This is a genomic window from Sphingomonas sp. BRN-1R (assembly GCF_057748035.1).
The window spans coordinates 2,548,964-2,565,395 of sequence record NZ_CM173236.1; the positions used below are offsets into that span (position 1 = coordinate 2,548,964).

The window sequence follows — 16,432 nt, forward strand, 5'->3', positions numbered from 1 at the left end:
ACTCGTTCACCGCGCGAGCGTCCGCCGGGGAAGGTGAAAGGTCGCCCCGCCCCGCCCCGTCCCGCCCTGCCTTCCTTCCGCCACGACTTTCGGTAAAGGGGCGCGGATGGACAGCAGCGATCTGGTTCTCGTCACCGGCGTTTCGGGGTTCGTCGGCTCGGCGGTGGCGCGGCGGCTCGCGGCCGAGGGGCGCAATGTGCGCGGCCTCGTCCGCGCGAGCAGCCCGCGCGCCAACCTCGTCGATTTCCCGGGGGAACTGGTCGAAGGCGACGCCCGCGACGCCGCCGCGATGCACCGCGCGATGGCGGGCGTGCGCCACCTGTATCACGTCGCCGCCGATTACCGCATCTGGGCGCCCGACCCCGAGGAGATCGTCCGCAACAATCTCGCCAGCACGCAAAACGTGATGGAAGCGGCGCGCGATGCGGACGTCGAGCGGATCGTCTATACCAGCAGCGTCGCCACCCTGCTGCCCGACCCGGCCCGCCCCTCCGACGAAACGCGCCCGGCCACGCCCGAACAGGCGGTGGGCGCGTACAAGCGCAGCAAGGTCGTCGCCGAGCGGCTGGTCGAGCGCATGGCGGCCGAGGGGCTGCCGGTGGTGATCGTCAACCCCTCCACGCCGATCGGCCCGCGTGACGTGCGCCCGACCCCGACCGGGCGGATCATCGTCGAGGCGGCGTCGGGCAAGATGCCGGCCTATGTCGATAGCGGGCTCAACCTCGTCCATGTCGACGACGTGGCGGAGGGGCATCTGCTCGCGATGGCGAAGGGTCGCACCGGCGAACGCTATATCCTTGGCGGGCAGGACGTGTCGCTTGGGAGCATGCTGGGCGAGATCGCCGTGCTGGTCGGACGCAAAGCTCCGACCGTGGCGCTGCCGCGTGGCCCGCTGTATCCGCTGGCATGGGCGAACGAGCAACTCGCGCGCCTGACCGGCAAGGAGCCGTTCCTGACCATCGATTCGCTCAAGATGGCCGGCCACGCCATGTATTATTCCAGCGCGAAGGCGGAAGGCGAACTCGGCTACCGGGCGCGGCCGCATGTCGAGGCGCTGCGCGATGCGATCGACTGGTTCCGCTCGGGCGGGATGCTGCGGTGATCTGGCTTGGCGCTCTGACGGTGGCGATCTGGCTGGGAATCGCGCTGGGCCGCGACGGGTTCTGGCTGTCGCGCGAGCGTGACAGCCTGCCGCTGCCCGAACCGGCGCGGTGGCCGAGCGTCGTCGCGGTGGTGCCCGCGCGCGACGAGGCGGAGGTGATCGCGCAGTCGATCGGCAGCCTCGTCACGCAGGATTACCCCGGCGATTTCCGCATCGTGCTGGTCGATGACGGCAGCAGTGACAACACCGCCAACATCGCCCGCGCCGCCGCGACCCGGCCGGGACGGCTCACCATCCTCCCCGGTGCGCCGCTCGCGTCCGACTGGACCGGCAAATTGTGGGCGGTGTCGCAGGGCATCGCTGCCGCAGGCGATGCGGACTATCTGCTCCTCACCGACGCCGATATCGCACATGCGCCCGATACGTTGCGCAGCCTCGTCGCGCGGGCCACGGGCGACAACCGCGTGCTCGTCTCGCTGATGGCGCGGCTGCGCTGCGTCAGCCTCGCGGAGCGTGCGCTGATCCCGGCGTTCGTGTGGTTCTTCGAGATGCTCTACCCATTCCGCACCGTGAACCGGCGTGGGCGTGGTCTGGGTGGTGCGGCCGGCGGCGTGATGCTGGTCGAGCGCCGCGCGCTGGAGGCGGCGGGCGGCATCGCGGCGGTACGCGGCGCACTGATCGACGATTGCGCGTTCGGCGCGCTGATGAAGCGCCACGGCGACATCTGGCTCGGCCTGACCGACCGCGCGCGCAGCATCCGCGTGTATGACACCACCGAGTCGGTCGCGGCGATGATCTCGCGCTCGGCCTATGCGCAGCTTCGCTATTCGCCGCTGTTGCTCGCCGGCACCACCTTGGGGCTCGCGCTCACCTATCTCGCGCCGCCATTGCTTGCCGTGTTCGCGCGCGGCTATGCGCAGGCGCTCGGGTTAACCGCTTGGATCGTGATGGCCGTTCTGTTTCAACCGATGCTGCGCTTCTACCGCCGCTCGCCCGCATGGGGGCTGGCGCTGCCGGGGATCGCGACCTTCTACGCGGCCTGCACCCTGCTGTCGGCATGGCAGCACGCGCGCGGGCGTGGCGGCATGTGGAAGGGCCGCGCACAGGCGGATCTCCACGCATGAACGCACCCCCCAAAAATCAAACCAGCGCTCTCGCCTCGGGCAAGGGGCATAAGGACGAGAATTTTCCGGTCGCCTCGGTGCTGCTGAAGAAGCAGCATCGCGCGCCGATCATGGCGTTCTACCGCTTCGCCCGGGCGGCCGACGACGTCGCTGACAACGCCGCCGCCAGCGCCGACGAGAAGCTGTCGCTGCTCCACGCGATGCGCGCAACGGTCGCCGGCACCAGCGACGCCGACGCCCATTCGCGGACGCTGCGCGACGTCATGGCGGCGCACCGGCTCGACCCCGTCCACGCGCTCGACCTGCTCACCGCGTTCGAGCGCGACTGCACGGTCGACCGTTATCAGACGTGGGACGATCTGATCGACTATTGCCGCTATTCGGCGATGCCGGTCGGCCGCTACGTGCTCGATGTCCACGGCGAGGATCGTGCGCTGTGGCCCGCCAACGATGCGTTGTGTGCAGCCTTGCAGGTCATCAACCACTTGCAGGATTGCGGCAAGGACTACCGCGCGATCGGCCGCGTCTATGTGCCGCTCGCCGCGCTGTCGAAGCGGGGCGCGCGGATCGAGGATCTCGGGCTCGACGTCTCGACACCGGCGCTGCACGGCACGATCATCGATCTCGGCAACAAGACGCTGGAGCTGCTCGCCAAGTCTGCCCCGTTCGCGCGCGGCATCCGCGATCGCCGGCTGGGCATGGAGGTGGCGATCATCCAGCGTCTTGCCGAGGATCTCACACGGCGCGTGAAGAAACGCGATCCGCTGTGCGAACGCGTCCACCACAGCAAGGTCGAGGCGGCACGGCTCGCCGGGGGCGCGGCGCTCGGCTATTGGATGGGGCGCGCATGAACCCGAAAGCCACTCCCGCCTCGCTGCAAGCCCAAGTCTCGGGCAGCAGCTTCTACGCCGGCATGCGCGTGCTGCCCAAGGCCGAGCGCGAGGCGATGTATGCCGTCTATGCCTTCTGCCGCGCGGTTGACGACATCGCCGACGATCAGCAGGGCGACCGCGCCGGCCGGGCGGTAGCGCTCGATGCGTGGCGGCACGATATCGAGGCGCTCTACGCCGGCCGCGACCCCGGTCAGGCAGCGCTGGTGGCGGATGCGGTGCGGCGCTTCGATCTGCAAAAAGAGGATTTCCTCGCCGTGATCGACGGCATGGCGATGGACGTCGACGCCGACGTGCGCTGGGTGCCGTTCGAGACGCTCGACCTCTATTGCGACCGCGTGGCGTCGGCGGTGGGGCGACTGTCGGTCAACATCTTCGGGATGGAGCGCGCGACCGGCGTGGCATTGTCGCACCATCTCGGCCGGGCGCTGCAATTCACCAACATCCTGCGCGATATCGACGAGGATGCCGCGATCGGCCGCGTCTATCTGGCGGGCGAGCACATCACCGCCGCCGGCATTCCCTTCACCACGCCCATGCAGGTGGTGAACGATTTCCGCATCGACGCCGCCTGCCGCCCGCTCGCCGCAATCGCGCAGCAACATTATGCCGAGGCCAACGCGATCCTCGCGCGCCGCCCGCGCGGCCACCTGATCGCGCCACGGCTGATGGCGGCGGTCTATGCACCGATCCTGTCGCGCATGGAGAAGGTCGGCTGGACGCCCCCGCGGACGCGCATCCGCACCAACAAGCCGGCGCTGATCCTCACCGCGCTGAGGCTGTGGCTGTTCCGTTGACGCGGACCGCGCGTGTGATCGGGGCCGGGATGGCCGGGCTGTCCGCGGCGGTCGAACTGACGCGCGCGGGCTTCGCCGTGGCGGTGGCGGACGGCGCGGCGCAGGCGGGTGGGCGCTGCCGCAGCTATCACGATCCGCAGCTTGGCCGCGTGATCGACAACGGCAACCACCTCGTCCTGTCGGGCAATCAGGCGGTCGCGCACTATCTCGGCACGATCGGTGCGCGCGGGCGGCTCGCCGGGCCGGATCAGGCCGAGTTCGCCTTCGCGGATCGTCGCAGCGGCGAACGCTGGACGTTCCGCCCGAGTGCGGGGCGGCTGCCGTGGTGGATCTTCTCCCCCGCACGCCGCGTGCCGGGCACGAAGGCGCGCGATTATCTGCGGCTCGGCGCGCTGCTGTCGGGCAAGCCCGGCCAGACCGTTTCCGACCGGATCAGGACCGATGGCGTGCTGTGGGAGCGGCTGCTCGAACCCGTGCTGCTCGCCGCGCTCAACACCGCCGCGGCAGACGGCGACGCGACGCTCACCGCCGCCATCATCAACCAGACGCTGGGGCGTGGTGGCCGCGCGATGTGCCCGCGCATCGCAGAGCCGACGCTCGCCGCCGCCTTCGTCGATCCCGCTACCGACTGGCTGGCGCGCAACGGTGCGAAGGTGACGCTCGGCAAACGGCTGCGTGCGTTGCGCTTCGAGGGCGACCGGGTAACAGCGCTCGATTTCGGCGGCGGCGCGGAGCCGGTCGCCCCTGACGAGACCATCGTCCTCGCGGTGCCGCCGTGGATCGCCGAGAACCTCGTACCCGATCTCGTCGTGCCCGACGATTACCGCGCCATCGTCAACGCGCACTTCGCCTACGTGCCCCCCGCCGGCACCGCGCCGATGGTCGGTGTGATCGGCGGCGCGGCCGAGTGGATCTTCGCCTTTGACGATCGTCTGTCGGTGACGGTCAGCGCCGCCGATCACATGATCGACACCGATCGCGCAGCGCTTGCCGCCGCCTTCTGGGCGGATATCGCTGCGATCCACAACCTTCCGCCTGAACTGCCGCGCTGGCAGATCGTCAAGGAGAAGCGCGCCACCTTCGCCGCTACCCCCGCGCAGGAGCGCCGCCGGCCGCCAGCCAGGACGCGCTGGCGCAACCTGATCCTCGCCGGCGACTGGACGCAGACCGGCCTGCCCGCGACGATCGAGGGCGCTTTGCGCTCGGGCGCGACTGCCGCGCGGTTGGCGGCGGACGCCCGGCTGGTATAGGCTCGCGCATGGCTACCGTTTTAGACAAACCCGATCTCGTCACCCTCGCCGATGCCGCCGCCAACCGTGCCGCACAGGCGCTCGCCGCCGCACAGAAGCCGGACGGGCATTGGGTGTTTGAACTCGAGGCGGACGCGACCATTCCGGCCGAATATGTGCTGCTGCGCCACTATCTCGGCGAACCGCGCGCGCTTGAGCTGGAGGCGAAGATCGGCCGCTACCTGCGCCGGATTCAGGGCGCGCACCACGGCTGGCCGCTGTTCCACGGCGGCGCGTTCGACGTCAGCGCGAGCGTGAAGGCCTATTACGCGCTGAAAATGATCGGCGACGATGTGGACGCGCCGCACATGGCGGCCGCGCGCCGCGCGATCCTCGCGGCGGGCGGCGCGGAGGCGGCGAACGTCTTCACCCGCATTCAGCTTGCGCTGTTCGATGCCGGGCCGTGGAAGGCGGTGCCTACCCTGCCCGTCGAGCTGATCCTGCTGCCGCGCTGGTTCCCGGTGCATCTGTCGAAAATGTCGTACTGGGCGCGCACGGTGATCGTGCCGCTGCTGGTGCTGGCGGCGAAGCAGCCGGTCGCGCGCAATCCGCTCGGGATCAAGGTCGACGAACTCTACACCGGCAAGGCCAAGCCGCCCGAGAGCAAGGCCGCCGACACCAAGCGCGTGTGGACCACGGTTTTCAACGGCCTCGACGTCGTTCTGAAAGCGGCGGACGGTCTGTGGCCCAAGCGCACGCGCGCACGCGCGATCCAGGCGTGTATCGACTTCACGGTCGAGCGGCTCAATGGCGAGGACGGGCTCGGCGCGATCTATCCGGCCATGGCGAACAGCGTGATGATGTTCGATTGCCTCGGCTACCCGGAAGATCATCCGCACCGCGCGATCGCGCGGCAATCGGTCGAGAACCTGCTCGTGGTGAAGGACGACGAGGCCTATTGCCAGCCCTGCGTCTCGCCCGTGTGGGACACCGCGCTCGCCGCGCACGCGATGCTTGAGGCGGGCGGCGCGGACAACGAGCGCCGCGCCGATGCCGCGCTCGAATGGTTGCGGCCGCTCCAGGTGCTCGACGTGAAGGGCGACTGGGCCGAGCAGCGGCCCGACGTGCGGCCGGGCGGCTGGGCGTTCCAGTATAACAACGCGCATTACCCCGATCTCGACGATACCGCCGTGGTGGTGATGGCGATGGACCGCGCCGCACCCCGCTCGGGCGCGGACTATAGCGAGGCGGTCGAGCGCGCGGTCGAATGGACAGTCGGCTTGCAGAGCAAAGGCGGCGGCTGGGGCGCGTTCGACGCCGACAACCACCATCATTACCTCAACAACATCCCCTTTGCCGATCACGGCGCGCTGCTCGATCCGGCCACCAGCGACGTGTCGGCGCGGGTGGTGTCGATGCTCGCGCAATTGGGCGAGCCGCTCGATACGCCGCGCATGAAGGAGGCTCTGGGCTTCCTCGAACGCGAGCAGATGCCGGACGGTAGCTGGTTCGGGCGCTGGGGGGTGAATTACATCTACGGCACTTGGTCGGTGCTGTGCGCGCTGAACGCGGCAGGTGTTCCGCCCGAATCGCCGATGGTGCGCAAGGCGGTCGCGTGGCTGGTCGCGATCCAGAATGCGGACGGCGGCTGGGGCGAGGATTGCGACAGCTACGACCTCGCCTACAAGGGCCACACCCCCGCCCCCTCGACCGCATCGCAGACCGGCTGGGCGCTGCTCGCGCTGATGGCGGCGGGCGACGTCGACGATCCGGCGGTGGAACGCGGCGTGCGGCATTTGGCGGAGACGCAGGAGGCCGACGGGCTGTGGGGTCAGGAGATGTATACCGGTGGCGGCTTCCCGCGCGTGTTCTACCTGCGCTATCACGGCTATCCCAAATATTTCCCGCTGTGGGCGCTGGCGCGCTATCGCAACCTGAAACGCTCGAACGACCGGCGGGTGGCGGTCGGGATGTGACCTTGCTCGTCGCCTGCGGGCTGACGCGCGAGGCCCGAATTTTCGCAAGGCCTGATGTGGTGGCGGTGGCTGGCGGTGGTGATGCGGCCGGATTGCAAACACAACTTGAAACCGCGTTGGAATGCTTTCCGACAATCTCCGCTGTGTTGTCAGCAGGTATAGCGGGTGCGCTCGACCCGGCGTTGAAGCCGGGCGACGTGGTGATCGGCACGCTTGCCACATCCGCTAACCTGATCCCCGGCGAAGGCCGGGGCCCAGCTACGGAGCATTTGTCAGTCGAGCGCAACGCTTCACCGGCACCACCTCCAAAACTGGACCCCGGCCTTCGCCGGGGATCGGCGTTGCTGGAGATGTTGCGCGGCAGACTGCCGCACGCGCACGAGGGCACGATCGCCGGCAGCGACACCATCGCCGCCACGCTCGAACAGAAGCGCGCACTTCGCGCCGCCACCGGCGCTCTCGCGGTCGATATGGAATCGCACATTGCCGCGCGCGTTGCCGAGCGCCACGGGCTGCCTTTCGCGATCCTGCGCACGATCTCCGATGGTGTCGACCATGTCCTGCCCCCTGCCGCCCTCGTCGGAATGAAGCCCGATGGCGGCATGGCGCTCGGCGCTGTGCTGGCCTCGCTTGCTCGCCGACCCGGCCAGCTAACTGCGTTGATCCGTACCGGCCGCGACGCGAGTCGGGCGTTCACGGCGCTGGAACATGCCTGGCGCTCCCTGAACGACCTTACCCAGCCAAATTAAGCGCCATGCGTCACAGGCGAGACGCATGTCGCTTCTAAGGCGTTGATCCGCCGCCCCGACTTGTTGTGCATTGGCGAGCGTGCCAAACCGATATTCCGAAAGCCATCATAGGGACATCGACTATGCTGACGGACACCACTCGAGTTCTGATGAGTTTCGGGGCAGTGGATGGCGGCTTCGAACTCGCCATGCAACTTCGGCTCGATGTTTACAAAAAGTTCTTGAGAGATCCGCAGGGTGATCCTGCGTTTTGCTATCTTGATGCAGAGTCGCTGCGCTCGGATACAGAGACGCGCTACACCTACGACCCGCGCTCCGACAAGAACATGATGGCGAACCGCCATTGGGACAGCTATTACGAAGCGGCAATGGTCAGTTGCAGAACCATGGTCCTGCTGATTACCAAACCTTGGCTGACGTCAAAATGGTGTTGGCGCGAAATGGACATGTTGATCCGCGTCGCCGATCGCAAACGCGATATGAAGATCATCATTGCCTGGTGGCCGGACGCCATGTCCTTGATGCAGACCGGTTCGTGGCAAGAACGCCAGGACGGCGGGCAGGCCCGAACCCCTCAGGATCTTTGGGACCGCATCAACCGCCTCAACAACCGCAAGTTCGATCTTCGTGTTTCCGGGAGTAGTCCGGTGATCGGTAATCTGAGTTCGGGTAGCTCCAATACGTTCGCCTATGCGTGCACCGAAGCGGAGCGCCACCTGATCCTCGGTCAAATCGAAGCCTAGCGCGGTTCGCGCGCCTCGTGAGTCGACGAGAACTCACATGCGCGGCGTTTCTGGTTCAGAGTCCGGACGGGCTAACAACCGGACGACCGGCGCCGGCCATACCGCGAGGCACGACCGACCGCCATACGTACGCCGACGACCGTGCCCCAACTCCGCCCGACCCGCAAGCGGCGCGCAGCCCTCAAGCCGCGCGCTGCGTCCGCTTGTAACCGTCGGGATCGGCCGCCTTGATCTTCGCCAGTTCGCGCTCGACATGGCTCGAGTGCACGTCCTCCGCAGGCCGTGCACGCGACAGGTCGATGTCGGGCGCCATCGGGCCTTCGGTGCGGATGCCCTTGCGGCCGACGTTGAACATCGCGAGCGGGTTGCGGATCGACTCGCTCGCCGCCGTGCCCTCGAACCCGCAATGGACCATGCAGTTCGAGCATTTCTCGTACTTGCCGACGCCGTACTGATCCCAGTCGGTGCCCTCCATCAGCTCCGAGAAGGTCTGCACATAGCCTTCGCCGACCAGGTAGCAGGGCTTCTGCCAGCCGAACACGGTGCGCAGCGGCATCGACCACGGCGTGCACTCGTAGGAACGGTTGCCGGCGAGGAAATCGAGGAACAGCGGCGAGTTGGTGAAGGTCCACGCCTTGCCGCCGTCGCCGCGACGGAACACATCGCGGAAGAAGGTCTTGGTCCGCTCGCGCGTGAGGAAATGCTCCTGATCGGCGGCGCGCTCGTACGAATAGCCCGGCGACAGCGTGATCTCGACGCCGCGCTTCTCCATCTCGTCGAAGAACGTCGCGAGCCGCGCCGGGTCCGCGCCATCGAACACGGTGCAGTTGACCTGGACGCGGAAGCCCTTCGACTTGGCGAGCTCAATCGCCTCGACCGCGACCTCATAGGTGCCGTCCTGATCGACCGCGTGGTCATGCATGCCCTTGTCGCCATCGAGGTGGATCGACCAGGTGAAGTAGTTCGACGGCTTGTAGTCGTTGATCTTCTTCTTGAGCAGCAGCGCGTTCGTGCACAGGATCACGAACTTCTTCTTGGCGATATAGCCTTCGACGATGCGCGGCATATCACGGTGGAGCAACGGCTCACCGCCCGCGATCGACACGGCAGGGGCGCCGCATTCGTCGATCGCTTCCATGCACTGATCGTAGCTCAGCCGCTGGTTGAGGATCGCGTCCGGATAGTCGATCTTGCCGCAGCCCGGGCAAGCGAGGTTGCAGCGCAGCAGCGGCTCCAGCATCAGCACGAGCGGGTATTTGCCGCCGCTGATATGTTTGCGCAGCGTGTAGCTGCCGATGCGGGCGAGCGCGGGAAGCGGAAGACTCATATATCGTGTCCTAGTTCGCCATCGCGGGGCGGCTGGCGGCGGTCATCGGCTCTCTTAGCTCACGCGGCAGGGCAAATTCCAGTGTCTCTTCGATTCCGTCGAGCTGGCTGACCTCGACCGGGCCGAGCCGACGCAAAGCTGCGATGACATCATCGACCAGTTCGTCGGGGGCCGACGCGCCGGCGGTGAGGCCGATCGTCTCGATCCCGTCGAACCACGCCGGATCGACCGCGCTGCCATCGGCGACGAGATAACTCGGCAGCCCCTCGTCGGTGCCGAGATCGCGCAGCCGGCTCGAATTGGAGCTGTTCTCCGCGCCGACCACCAGCAGCAGATCGACCACGCGCGACAGATCGCGCACCGCGGTCTGGCGGTTCTGCGTGGCGTAGCAGATTTCCGACACGTCGGGGCCGATCAGGTTGCGGAAGCGCGCCTTCAGCGCCGCGATAATCGAGCGGGTATCGTCCACGCTCAAGGTCGTCTGGGTGATATAGGCGATCTCGGCATCGTCGGGCAGATCGAGGTCGGCCACGGCCGCTGCCGAGGAGACGAGATGGACCGGCGCATCGACCTGGCCGACCGTGCCGACCACCTCGGCATGGCCTTCATGCCCGATCAGCACCAGCGTTCGGCCCGATTTGGCGTAGCGGCGGCCTTGCAGGTGCACCTTGGTGACGAGCGGACAGGTCGCATCGAGCACGGGAAGCCCACGCGCCGCAGCCTCCTCCTCGACGGTGCGGGCGACGCCGTGCGCGCTGAACACTGTCATCGCGCCCGCCGGCACTTCCGACAGTTCCTCGACGAACACCGCGCCCTTGCGGCGCAGCGTGTCGACCACGTGCTTGTTATGCACGATCTCATGCCGCACGTAGATCGGCGCGCCGTACCGCTCGATCGCGCGCTCGACGATCTCGATCGCCCGCACCACGCCCGCGCAGAACCCGCGCGGGTTCGCCAAGATTACCCGCAAGGCGACGTCCTTTCCGTATCGATCGTCATGCGCGGCGCGTGCGCGGTCTGGAACCGCACGTCGCCGCCTCCGTTTGGTCGCTTCATATGTGGACCTCTCGTGCAAAATTGAAGCGGAAAAAGGGCAGCTCCGTTTCGATCCCGCGCGATGTGGCCGTTCAGCCACGCGTCAGCGGTTTGTGCTAAGCGATCCGCATTGGTATCGGCCCGCACCGTACCTACCTTGTCCCCGATCATGATGGAGTACCCCATGCGCGTTCCGAACCGCCTTCTCGGCATGGCGGCGATCCTGCTCGCGGCGCCCGCCGCTGCCCAGACCGCCGATCCGGCGGTCGCGCCGATCCAGGCGCTCGACGAGGGGCTGCTGGCGATCATGAAGGGCGGCAAGGCCCTCGGCACCGCCGGCCGCGCCGCGAAGATCGGCCCGGTGGTGGACCGCGCGTTCGACATTCCGCTGATGACGCGGCTGTCGGTCGGCCCGGCGTGGACGACGACCGCGCCCGCCGATCAGACTGCCTTGGTCGCTGCGATCCGCAAGCTGACGGTCGCGCAATATGCCGGTAATTTCGACGGCTGGTCGGGCGAGAGCTTCAAGATCGCGCCACAGGTCGAGACGCGCGGCACCGATAAACTGGTGCGCACCACGCTCGCCGCGCCCAAGGGCGACGCCACCGCGATCGCCTATCGCTTGCGGCAAAGCGGCGGGCACTGGAAGATCATCGACGTCTATTACCAGAATTCGGTCAGTCAACTCGCGACGCGGCGTTCGGATTTCGCGAGCGCACTCGCCAAGGGTGGCGCGAAGGCGCTGGTGGCGCATCTCGATCAGCTTTCCGCAAAAGCGGCCAACTGATCGGCATGGGGCGTTTGGGGGGGGCGAGCGGTTTCGCGCTCGCGGCATCGTTGATGACGCCGATGGTGGCGACGGCGCAGCAGCCGGCCGCGCCGCCGGCGGGCGTGCTCGCGCCCAAGCCGCTGTCGCCGGCGGCGGCATCGCCTGTGACGAAGCATGCGCGCGCAGCACACTTCAAGGGCGATCCGCTCGAAGGGCTTAACCGCAAGCTGTTCTCGATCCACCAGTTTTTCGATCGCATCTTCTTCCGCCCGGTGGCGATGGCGTACAAGGCGGTGGTCCCGAAGATCGTGCGGGGCGGCATCCGCCACGTGTTCTCCAACATCGGCGAGCCGATCGTGTTCGTGAACGACGTGCTCCAGCTGAAGCCCAAACGCGCGGTGCGGACGGTGGCGCGGTTCGCGGTCAACACGACGTTCGGCGTCGGCGGGCTGGTCGATGTCGCCAAGACCAAGGGGTTCGACTTGCCGCATCATAGCAATGGGTTCGGCAACACGCTTGGCCGCTATGGCGTTGGGCCGGGGCCCTATCTGTTCCTGCCCTTCATCGGCCCGACCGACTTCCGCGACATCGCCACCGCGCCGGTCGACGCGGCGGTGCTGCCGCTGGCGATCGGCTTTCCGTTCGACCGCGCGGAGTATCAGATCCCGCAAGGGGTGCTGGTCGGGCTCGACACGCGTGCGGAGGCCGATGGCGACCTCAAGGCGCTGCTCGGCGGTGCGGTCGATCCCTATGCGACGTTGCGCTCGGCGTTCCTCCAGACGCGCGCGTCCGAAGTCTATGCGCTGCGCCACGGCGACGGCGCTAGCGCCAACCCGCTTGAGGATCCGCTCGCCGATCCGGCGGGCGGCTCGGCCGGGGCGAGATCGCCCGAACTGAGCGACCCGCTCACCGACCCGGCCGCGCCCGCTGCTGGCGCGACGCCGTCGCCGGCGATGCAGGATCCGCTGACCGATCCGGCCGCCCCCGCCGCAGCGCCGGGGACGCAGGGCTTGGCATCGCCCTCGACTCAGCCGCAGAGTGGCGCGGCGCAGCCCGCGCCCGAGTTGAGCGATCCGCTGGCCGATCCGGCCGCTGCGCCCGCGCCTGCTCACCCCTGAATCCCGTTCGCCCTGAGCCGAAGTCGAAGCCTGTCCTGACCGGCTGGCTTGCCGGCCAGCCGAAGGGCGCGCGCCTCAGATGCGTGGTTCGACTTCGCTCAGCACGGATGGACGGCAGCTCGCACGCAGCCTGAGCCCCGTTCGTCCCGAGCGAAGTCGAGGGACAACCCCGGAGTGCAGGTGTCTCGAGGCCAAAGCACTCGACACCAACGGCGCTAAGCTAACTGCGCGCCGGCTCCGTCTTGCGCGGCGGCCCGAGCAACGCCGGCTCGAAGATCAGCGCGCACACCAATGTCCACGCGAGCGAGATCATCAGGATCTTGCCCATGCTCGCCGTGCCGGGATGGTGCGACAGCCACAGGCTGCCGAACGCGCTGCCGGTGGCGAGCGCGCTGAACAGCACCGCGCGCGCGAGGCTCGATTGCAGCAGGTCGGTCGCCCCCGCCCGCCACGCCATCACGAAATAGATGTGGAACGCCACGCCCACGCCGAACAGCAGCGGAAAGGCAATGATGTTGGCGAAGTTGATTGGTTGCCCAATCAGCACGCAACTGCCCAGCGTCAGGAAGCCCGACAACACCACCGGCGCGAGCGTGAACGCCACTTCGCGAGCATCTCGCAACACCACGAACAGCAACCCGCTGACCAGCACTAGCGCGAGCACGCCCGCCTCGATGAACGCGAAGGCGATCGTGCCCGCCGCCTCCTGCGTCGCGACCGGCAGCCCCGACGCGCTCGGCGCGACCGCGCGCACGGCTCGCGTGAAGCGGCGCAGCACCGCATTGTCGTTGCTGTCGCCGCGCGGGAACACCTGGATCAGCGCGCGACCGTCCTTCGCCACCCAATTGCCCGCGATCTCGGGTGGCAGCGTCGCGCGCGTCACCGGCTCGGCCTGAAGCAGCGCGCGGACCTGATCGAGCATGACACCGAGCGGCGTCACCAGCACATCGCTCGCCCGCGCGCGGACGGGCGCGGGGCCGCCCGCCAGCTTCGCGAACAGATCGGCGAGATGCCGCGCATCCTTCGCGGGCGAATCGACCGCCGTGCCCGCCACCTTGCGCAATTGCGCGGCGGTGGCGTTCAGCGCGGCGACATTCTCCGCGTCCGATGGTGCGGGCGCCAGGTCGAACGGGTTGATCGTCGGATCGAGCAGCAGCGACGCGTCCTGGATCGCGGCGAGCTTCTGCGGCTGATCGTCGGGCACGAACCCGTCCACCGTCACCGCCTCCGCGACCTCGGGCAGCTTGGACAGCTTGGCGGTCAGCGCCTTGGCCGCATCCGCGTTAGGCGCGAGCAGGTTGATCGTGTTGGGCGTTCGCAGCGGATCGTGCATCAGATCGGCGAGCGCGCGCATCGCCGGGCCGTTCGGGTTGCGCAGGTGGAGCGGGTTGAAGTCGAACCGCACGAACGGCAGCAGCGCGATGCTGACCAGCATCGAGATCGCGAACGCCCACAGCACGCTCTTGCGATGCGTGTGCAGCCAGCGATCGACCGGCGCCGCCTCGCGGAACCCGACTTCACCGCGAGGGGTGCCGGGCCGCAGCAAGGTCAGCAGCGCGGGCAACAGCGTGATCGCGAGCAGCAGTGCGATGATCATGCCGATGCCAGCGATGATGCCGAGTTCGGAGATGCCGATATAATCGGTCGGCAGGAACGCGCCGAAGCCGAGGAACACCGCCCCCGCCGCCAACGCGAGCGGGGCGGCGAGCGCGGTGGCGGCGCGGCGCAGCGACTCGGGCGTGTCATGCCCGTCGAGCCGTTCGGCATTGAAGCGCACGCTCATCTGGATGCCGAAATCGACCCCGAGTCCGACGAACAGCGGAATGAACGCGACCGAGATCAGGTTGAGCGTGTGCACCGCGAGCAACCCCGCCGCGGTGGTGATGACCAGCCCGGCGATGATCGTGACGACGATTGCGGCGACGATCTTCACCGACCGCGTCGCCAGCCAGAGCGTCACCAGCATCGCCACCGCCATGATGATGCCGACGAGGCCGATATTCTCCTCGAGCGAGGCGAACTCCTCGTCGGACAGCGGCACTTCGCCGGTGGTGCGCACGCTCACGCCGTGCGCGGTGTCGAGCCCGAGTTTGGCGGCCTGCGCTTCGATCGCGGCGACCGCATCCTCTCCCGGCTGGAGCGAGCCGTAATCGAGCTTGGGCTGCGCGAGGATCAGGCGGCGGCGCGGCGCGGGCGTGCCGCCCATCATGTCCTGCCACGAAAAATAGGCGGGCTTGCCGGCGAGCGTCCGGTCGAGCGCACCCCCGAGCGTGCGCATCGGCGTATCGAAATCGGCGAGCTTGGCCGCGCCCTGCTCCACGCCGGTCAGCGCGGTCGAGAAGGCGCCGGCGATGCCGCGCAGCGACGGATCGCGCGCGAGCGGCCCCAGCAGCGGCTGCGCCTTGATGAGCGAATCGGTCGCGCCCTTCACCTCGGCGACCGAGCCGAACATCAGCCCTTCCTTGGCGAAATACGGCCCACCGTCCGGCCGCTGCACCCGGCGGAAATGCGTGCCGTCCGCCGCAAGCGCCGCGCTCAGCTTCGCCGCGCCAGCCTCGGCGAGTTCGGGCGTCTTGCCGTCGACGATCACCAGCAGCACGTCGGTCAGGTTCGGGAAGGCGGCGTCGACCGCCTTCTCGTTCTGCCGCCACGCCACCTTGGGCGAGATCAGCGCGGCCGTATCGGTCGTCATCGAGAAACCGCCCGCTGCATAAGCGAGCGCAAGCCCGGTCAGCACCAGGCACGCCAGCGCGGCGAGCACCGGCCGCCGCACGCTGGCCGAGACCAGCCGCAGGATCAGCGTCGCGATCAACGCTTTGCGTCGCCGCCGATAAAGTATCGCAGGCTGAACTTGATCGTCTGGTCGGCGCCGGTCGTGTCGAACATCGCATCGCTCCATTTCGGCGGAGCCAGCTTGATCCGCGCATCGTTCGAAAAGCCAACGCCTTCCTTGGGAACGCCGAACAACGCCCGATCGAGCTTGCCGTTGCCATTCTCATCGAGAAAAGCCTGAACCGCATAGCGGCCCGCCGGCAGGCCGTTCAGCGTCACCACCGTCGTGCCGAACTGCGCGGGCGCGGTGGCAGAAAGTGGGCAATCCTTGAGAAACTGCGCTTCGGTGCAAACGTCGATATGAACGCGCCCGTGCGCGGTACGGACGTTGCCGATCTCGACCCGCAGCGTGCCCGTACCCGCCGCCGTACCGCGCGCGAACACCGGCGCTGCCGCCAAAGCCACCATCATCAACGCCGCGCCGCCCGCGCGTGCGATTGCCAAACCCGAAGTCACGTCAGCTTCCGTTCCACCTTGCGCAATGAGGCGCGCGCCTTTGGCCCCCCGGCGATGAACGCGCCGTGTATCGTCGCGGCCGATCCGGTCCAGCTTTTTTGTCCGATCTGGCCGCGACGCGCGGAAAAGCTCCGTTTCCGTGTCCGCATCTGTCGGCGCGGTTCCGCAAAGCAGCGAGACCTTAAGGGTTAACTCACCTTTTTTTGGTTTGGTGTGCCCAACCTGGGGAGATACCAATGCGCAACCTGACAGCGACGACGACTGTGTCGCACCCTATCAGCCTGC

14 protein-coding genes are annotated in these 16,432 nt (G+C 67.8%); 10 read left to right on the plus strand and 4 right to left on the minus strand.

Annotation, left to right across the window (positions count from 1 at the left end; genetic code table 11):
* Window positions 1-106: 106 nt before the first annotated feature.
* From hpnA to AC3ANX_RS11680, 8 genes are all read left to right on the plus strand, one after another.
* Window positions 107-1,102, plus strand: coding sequence for a hopanoid-associated sugar epimerase (gene hpnA / locus AC3ANX_RS11645; RefSeq protein WP_488333445.1), 996 nt, complete (start codon window positions 107-109; stop codon window positions 1,100-1,102).
* Window positions 1,099-2,226 carry a glycosyltransferase gene (locus AC3ANX_RS11650; RefSeq protein ID WP_488333446.1) on the plus strand — a complete coding sequence of 376 codons (1,128 nt, stop codon included), beginning with the start codon at window positions 1,099-1,101 and terminating at the stop codon, window positions 2,224-2,226. The genes hpnA and AC3ANX_RS11650 overlap by 4 nt, the downstream gene beginning before the upstream one ends.
* A complete protein-coding gene (gene hpnC, locus AC3ANX_RS11655) occupies window positions 2,223-3,077 on the plus strand; it encodes a squalene synthase HpnC (RefSeq protein ID WP_488333447.1) in 855 nt (284 codons plus the stop codon). The genes AC3ANX_RS11650 and hpnC overlap by 4 nt, the downstream gene beginning before the upstream one ends.
* Window positions 3,074-3,913, plus strand: coding sequence for a presqualene diphosphate synthase HpnD (gene hpnD / locus AC3ANX_RS11660; protein WP_488333448.1), 840 nt, complete (start codon window positions 3,074-3,076; stop codon window positions 3,911-3,913). Before hpnC ends, hpnD begins: the two co-directional genes overlap by 4 nt.
* Before the next feature lie 29 nt (window positions 3,914-3,942).
* The gene (hpnE, locus tag AC3ANX_RS11665; RefSeq protein WP_488333449.1) at window positions 3,943-5,163 is read left to right on the plus strand and encodes a hydroxysqualene dehydroxylase HpnE; all 1,221 of its coding nucleotides are present in this window, start codon (window positions 3,943-3,945) and stop codon (window positions 5,161-5,163) included.
* Window positions 5,164-5,171: 8 nt separating this feature from the next.
* A complete protein-coding gene (gene shc / locus AC3ANX_RS11670) occupies window positions 5,172-7,118 on the plus strand; it encodes a squalene--hopene cyclase (RefSeq protein ID WP_488333450.1) in 1,947 nt (648 codons plus the stop codon).
* A complete protein-coding gene (locus AC3ANX_RS11675; protein WP_488333451.1) occupies window positions 7,115-7,867 on the plus strand; it encodes a phosphorylase family protein in 753 nt (250 codons plus the stop codon). The genes shc and AC3ANX_RS11675 overlap by 4 nt, the downstream gene beginning before the upstream one ends.
* A 122-nt stretch (window positions 7,868-7,989) precedes the next feature.
* Window positions 7,990-8,610 (plus strand): hypothetical protein, encoded by a 621-nt coding sequence (locus AC3ANX_RS11680; protein WP_488333452.1) that lies wholly within the window; start codon window positions 7,990-7,992, stop codon window positions 8,608-8,610.
* Between the two features lie 181 nt (window positions 8,611-8,791).
* On the opposite strand, the gene hpnH is transcribed toward AC3ANX_RS11680, so the two are convergent.
* Together hpnH and ispH are read right to left on the minus strand one after the other, a co-directional pair.
* Window positions 8,792-9,937 carry an adenosyl-hopene transferase HpnH gene (hpnH, locus tag AC3ANX_RS11685; protein WP_488333453.1) on the minus strand — a complete coding sequence of 382 codons (1,146 nt, stop codon included), beginning with the start codon at window positions 9,935-9,937 and terminating at the stop codon, window positions 8,792-8,794.
* Window positions 9,938-9,947: 10 nt separating this feature from the next.
* Window positions 9,948-10,907, minus strand: a complete 960-nt coding sequence (ispH, locus tag AC3ANX_RS11690; RefSeq protein ID WP_488333454.1) for a 4-hydroxy-3-methylbut-2-enyl diphosphate reductase — start codon at window positions 10,905-10,907, stop codon at window positions 9,948-9,950.
* A 249-nt stretch (window positions 10,908-11,156) separates the two neighbouring features.
* Between ispH and AC3ANX_RS11695 the strand changes: the two genes are divergently transcribed.
* The gene (locus tag AC3ANX_RS11695; protein ID WP_488333455.1) at window positions 11,157-11,759 is read left to right on the plus strand and encodes an ABC transporter substrate-binding protein; all 603 of its coding nucleotides are present in this window, start codon (window positions 11,157-11,159) and stop codon (window positions 11,757-11,759) included.
* Window positions 11,760-11,764: 5 nt separating this feature from the next.
* Window positions 11,765-12,859, plus strand: a complete 1,095-nt coding sequence (locus AC3ANX_RS11700; protein ID WP_488333456.1) for an MlaA family lipoprotein — start codon at window positions 11,765-11,767, stop codon at window positions 12,857-12,859.
* 220 nt (window positions 12,860-13,079) lie between these two features.
* Here AC3ANX_RS11700 and hpnN read toward each other — a convergent pair whose 3' ends face one another.
* Both hpnN and AC3ANX_RS11710 read right to left on the minus strand, forming a co-directional pair.
* Complete coding sequence (gene hpnN / locus AC3ANX_RS11705; protein WP_488333457.1) at window positions 13,080-15,671, minus strand: hopanoid transporter HpnN; 2,592 nt, start codon at window positions 15,669-15,671, stop codon at window positions 13,080-13,082.
* Entirely contained in the window at window positions 15,668-16,384 is a 717-nt protein-coding gene (locus AC3ANX_RS11710) for a DUF2141 domain-containing protein (RefSeq protein WP_488333458.1), read from the minus strand. The genes hpnN and AC3ANX_RS11710 overlap by 4 nt, the downstream gene beginning before the upstream one ends.
* Window positions 16,385-16,432 lie beyond the last annotated feature (48 nt).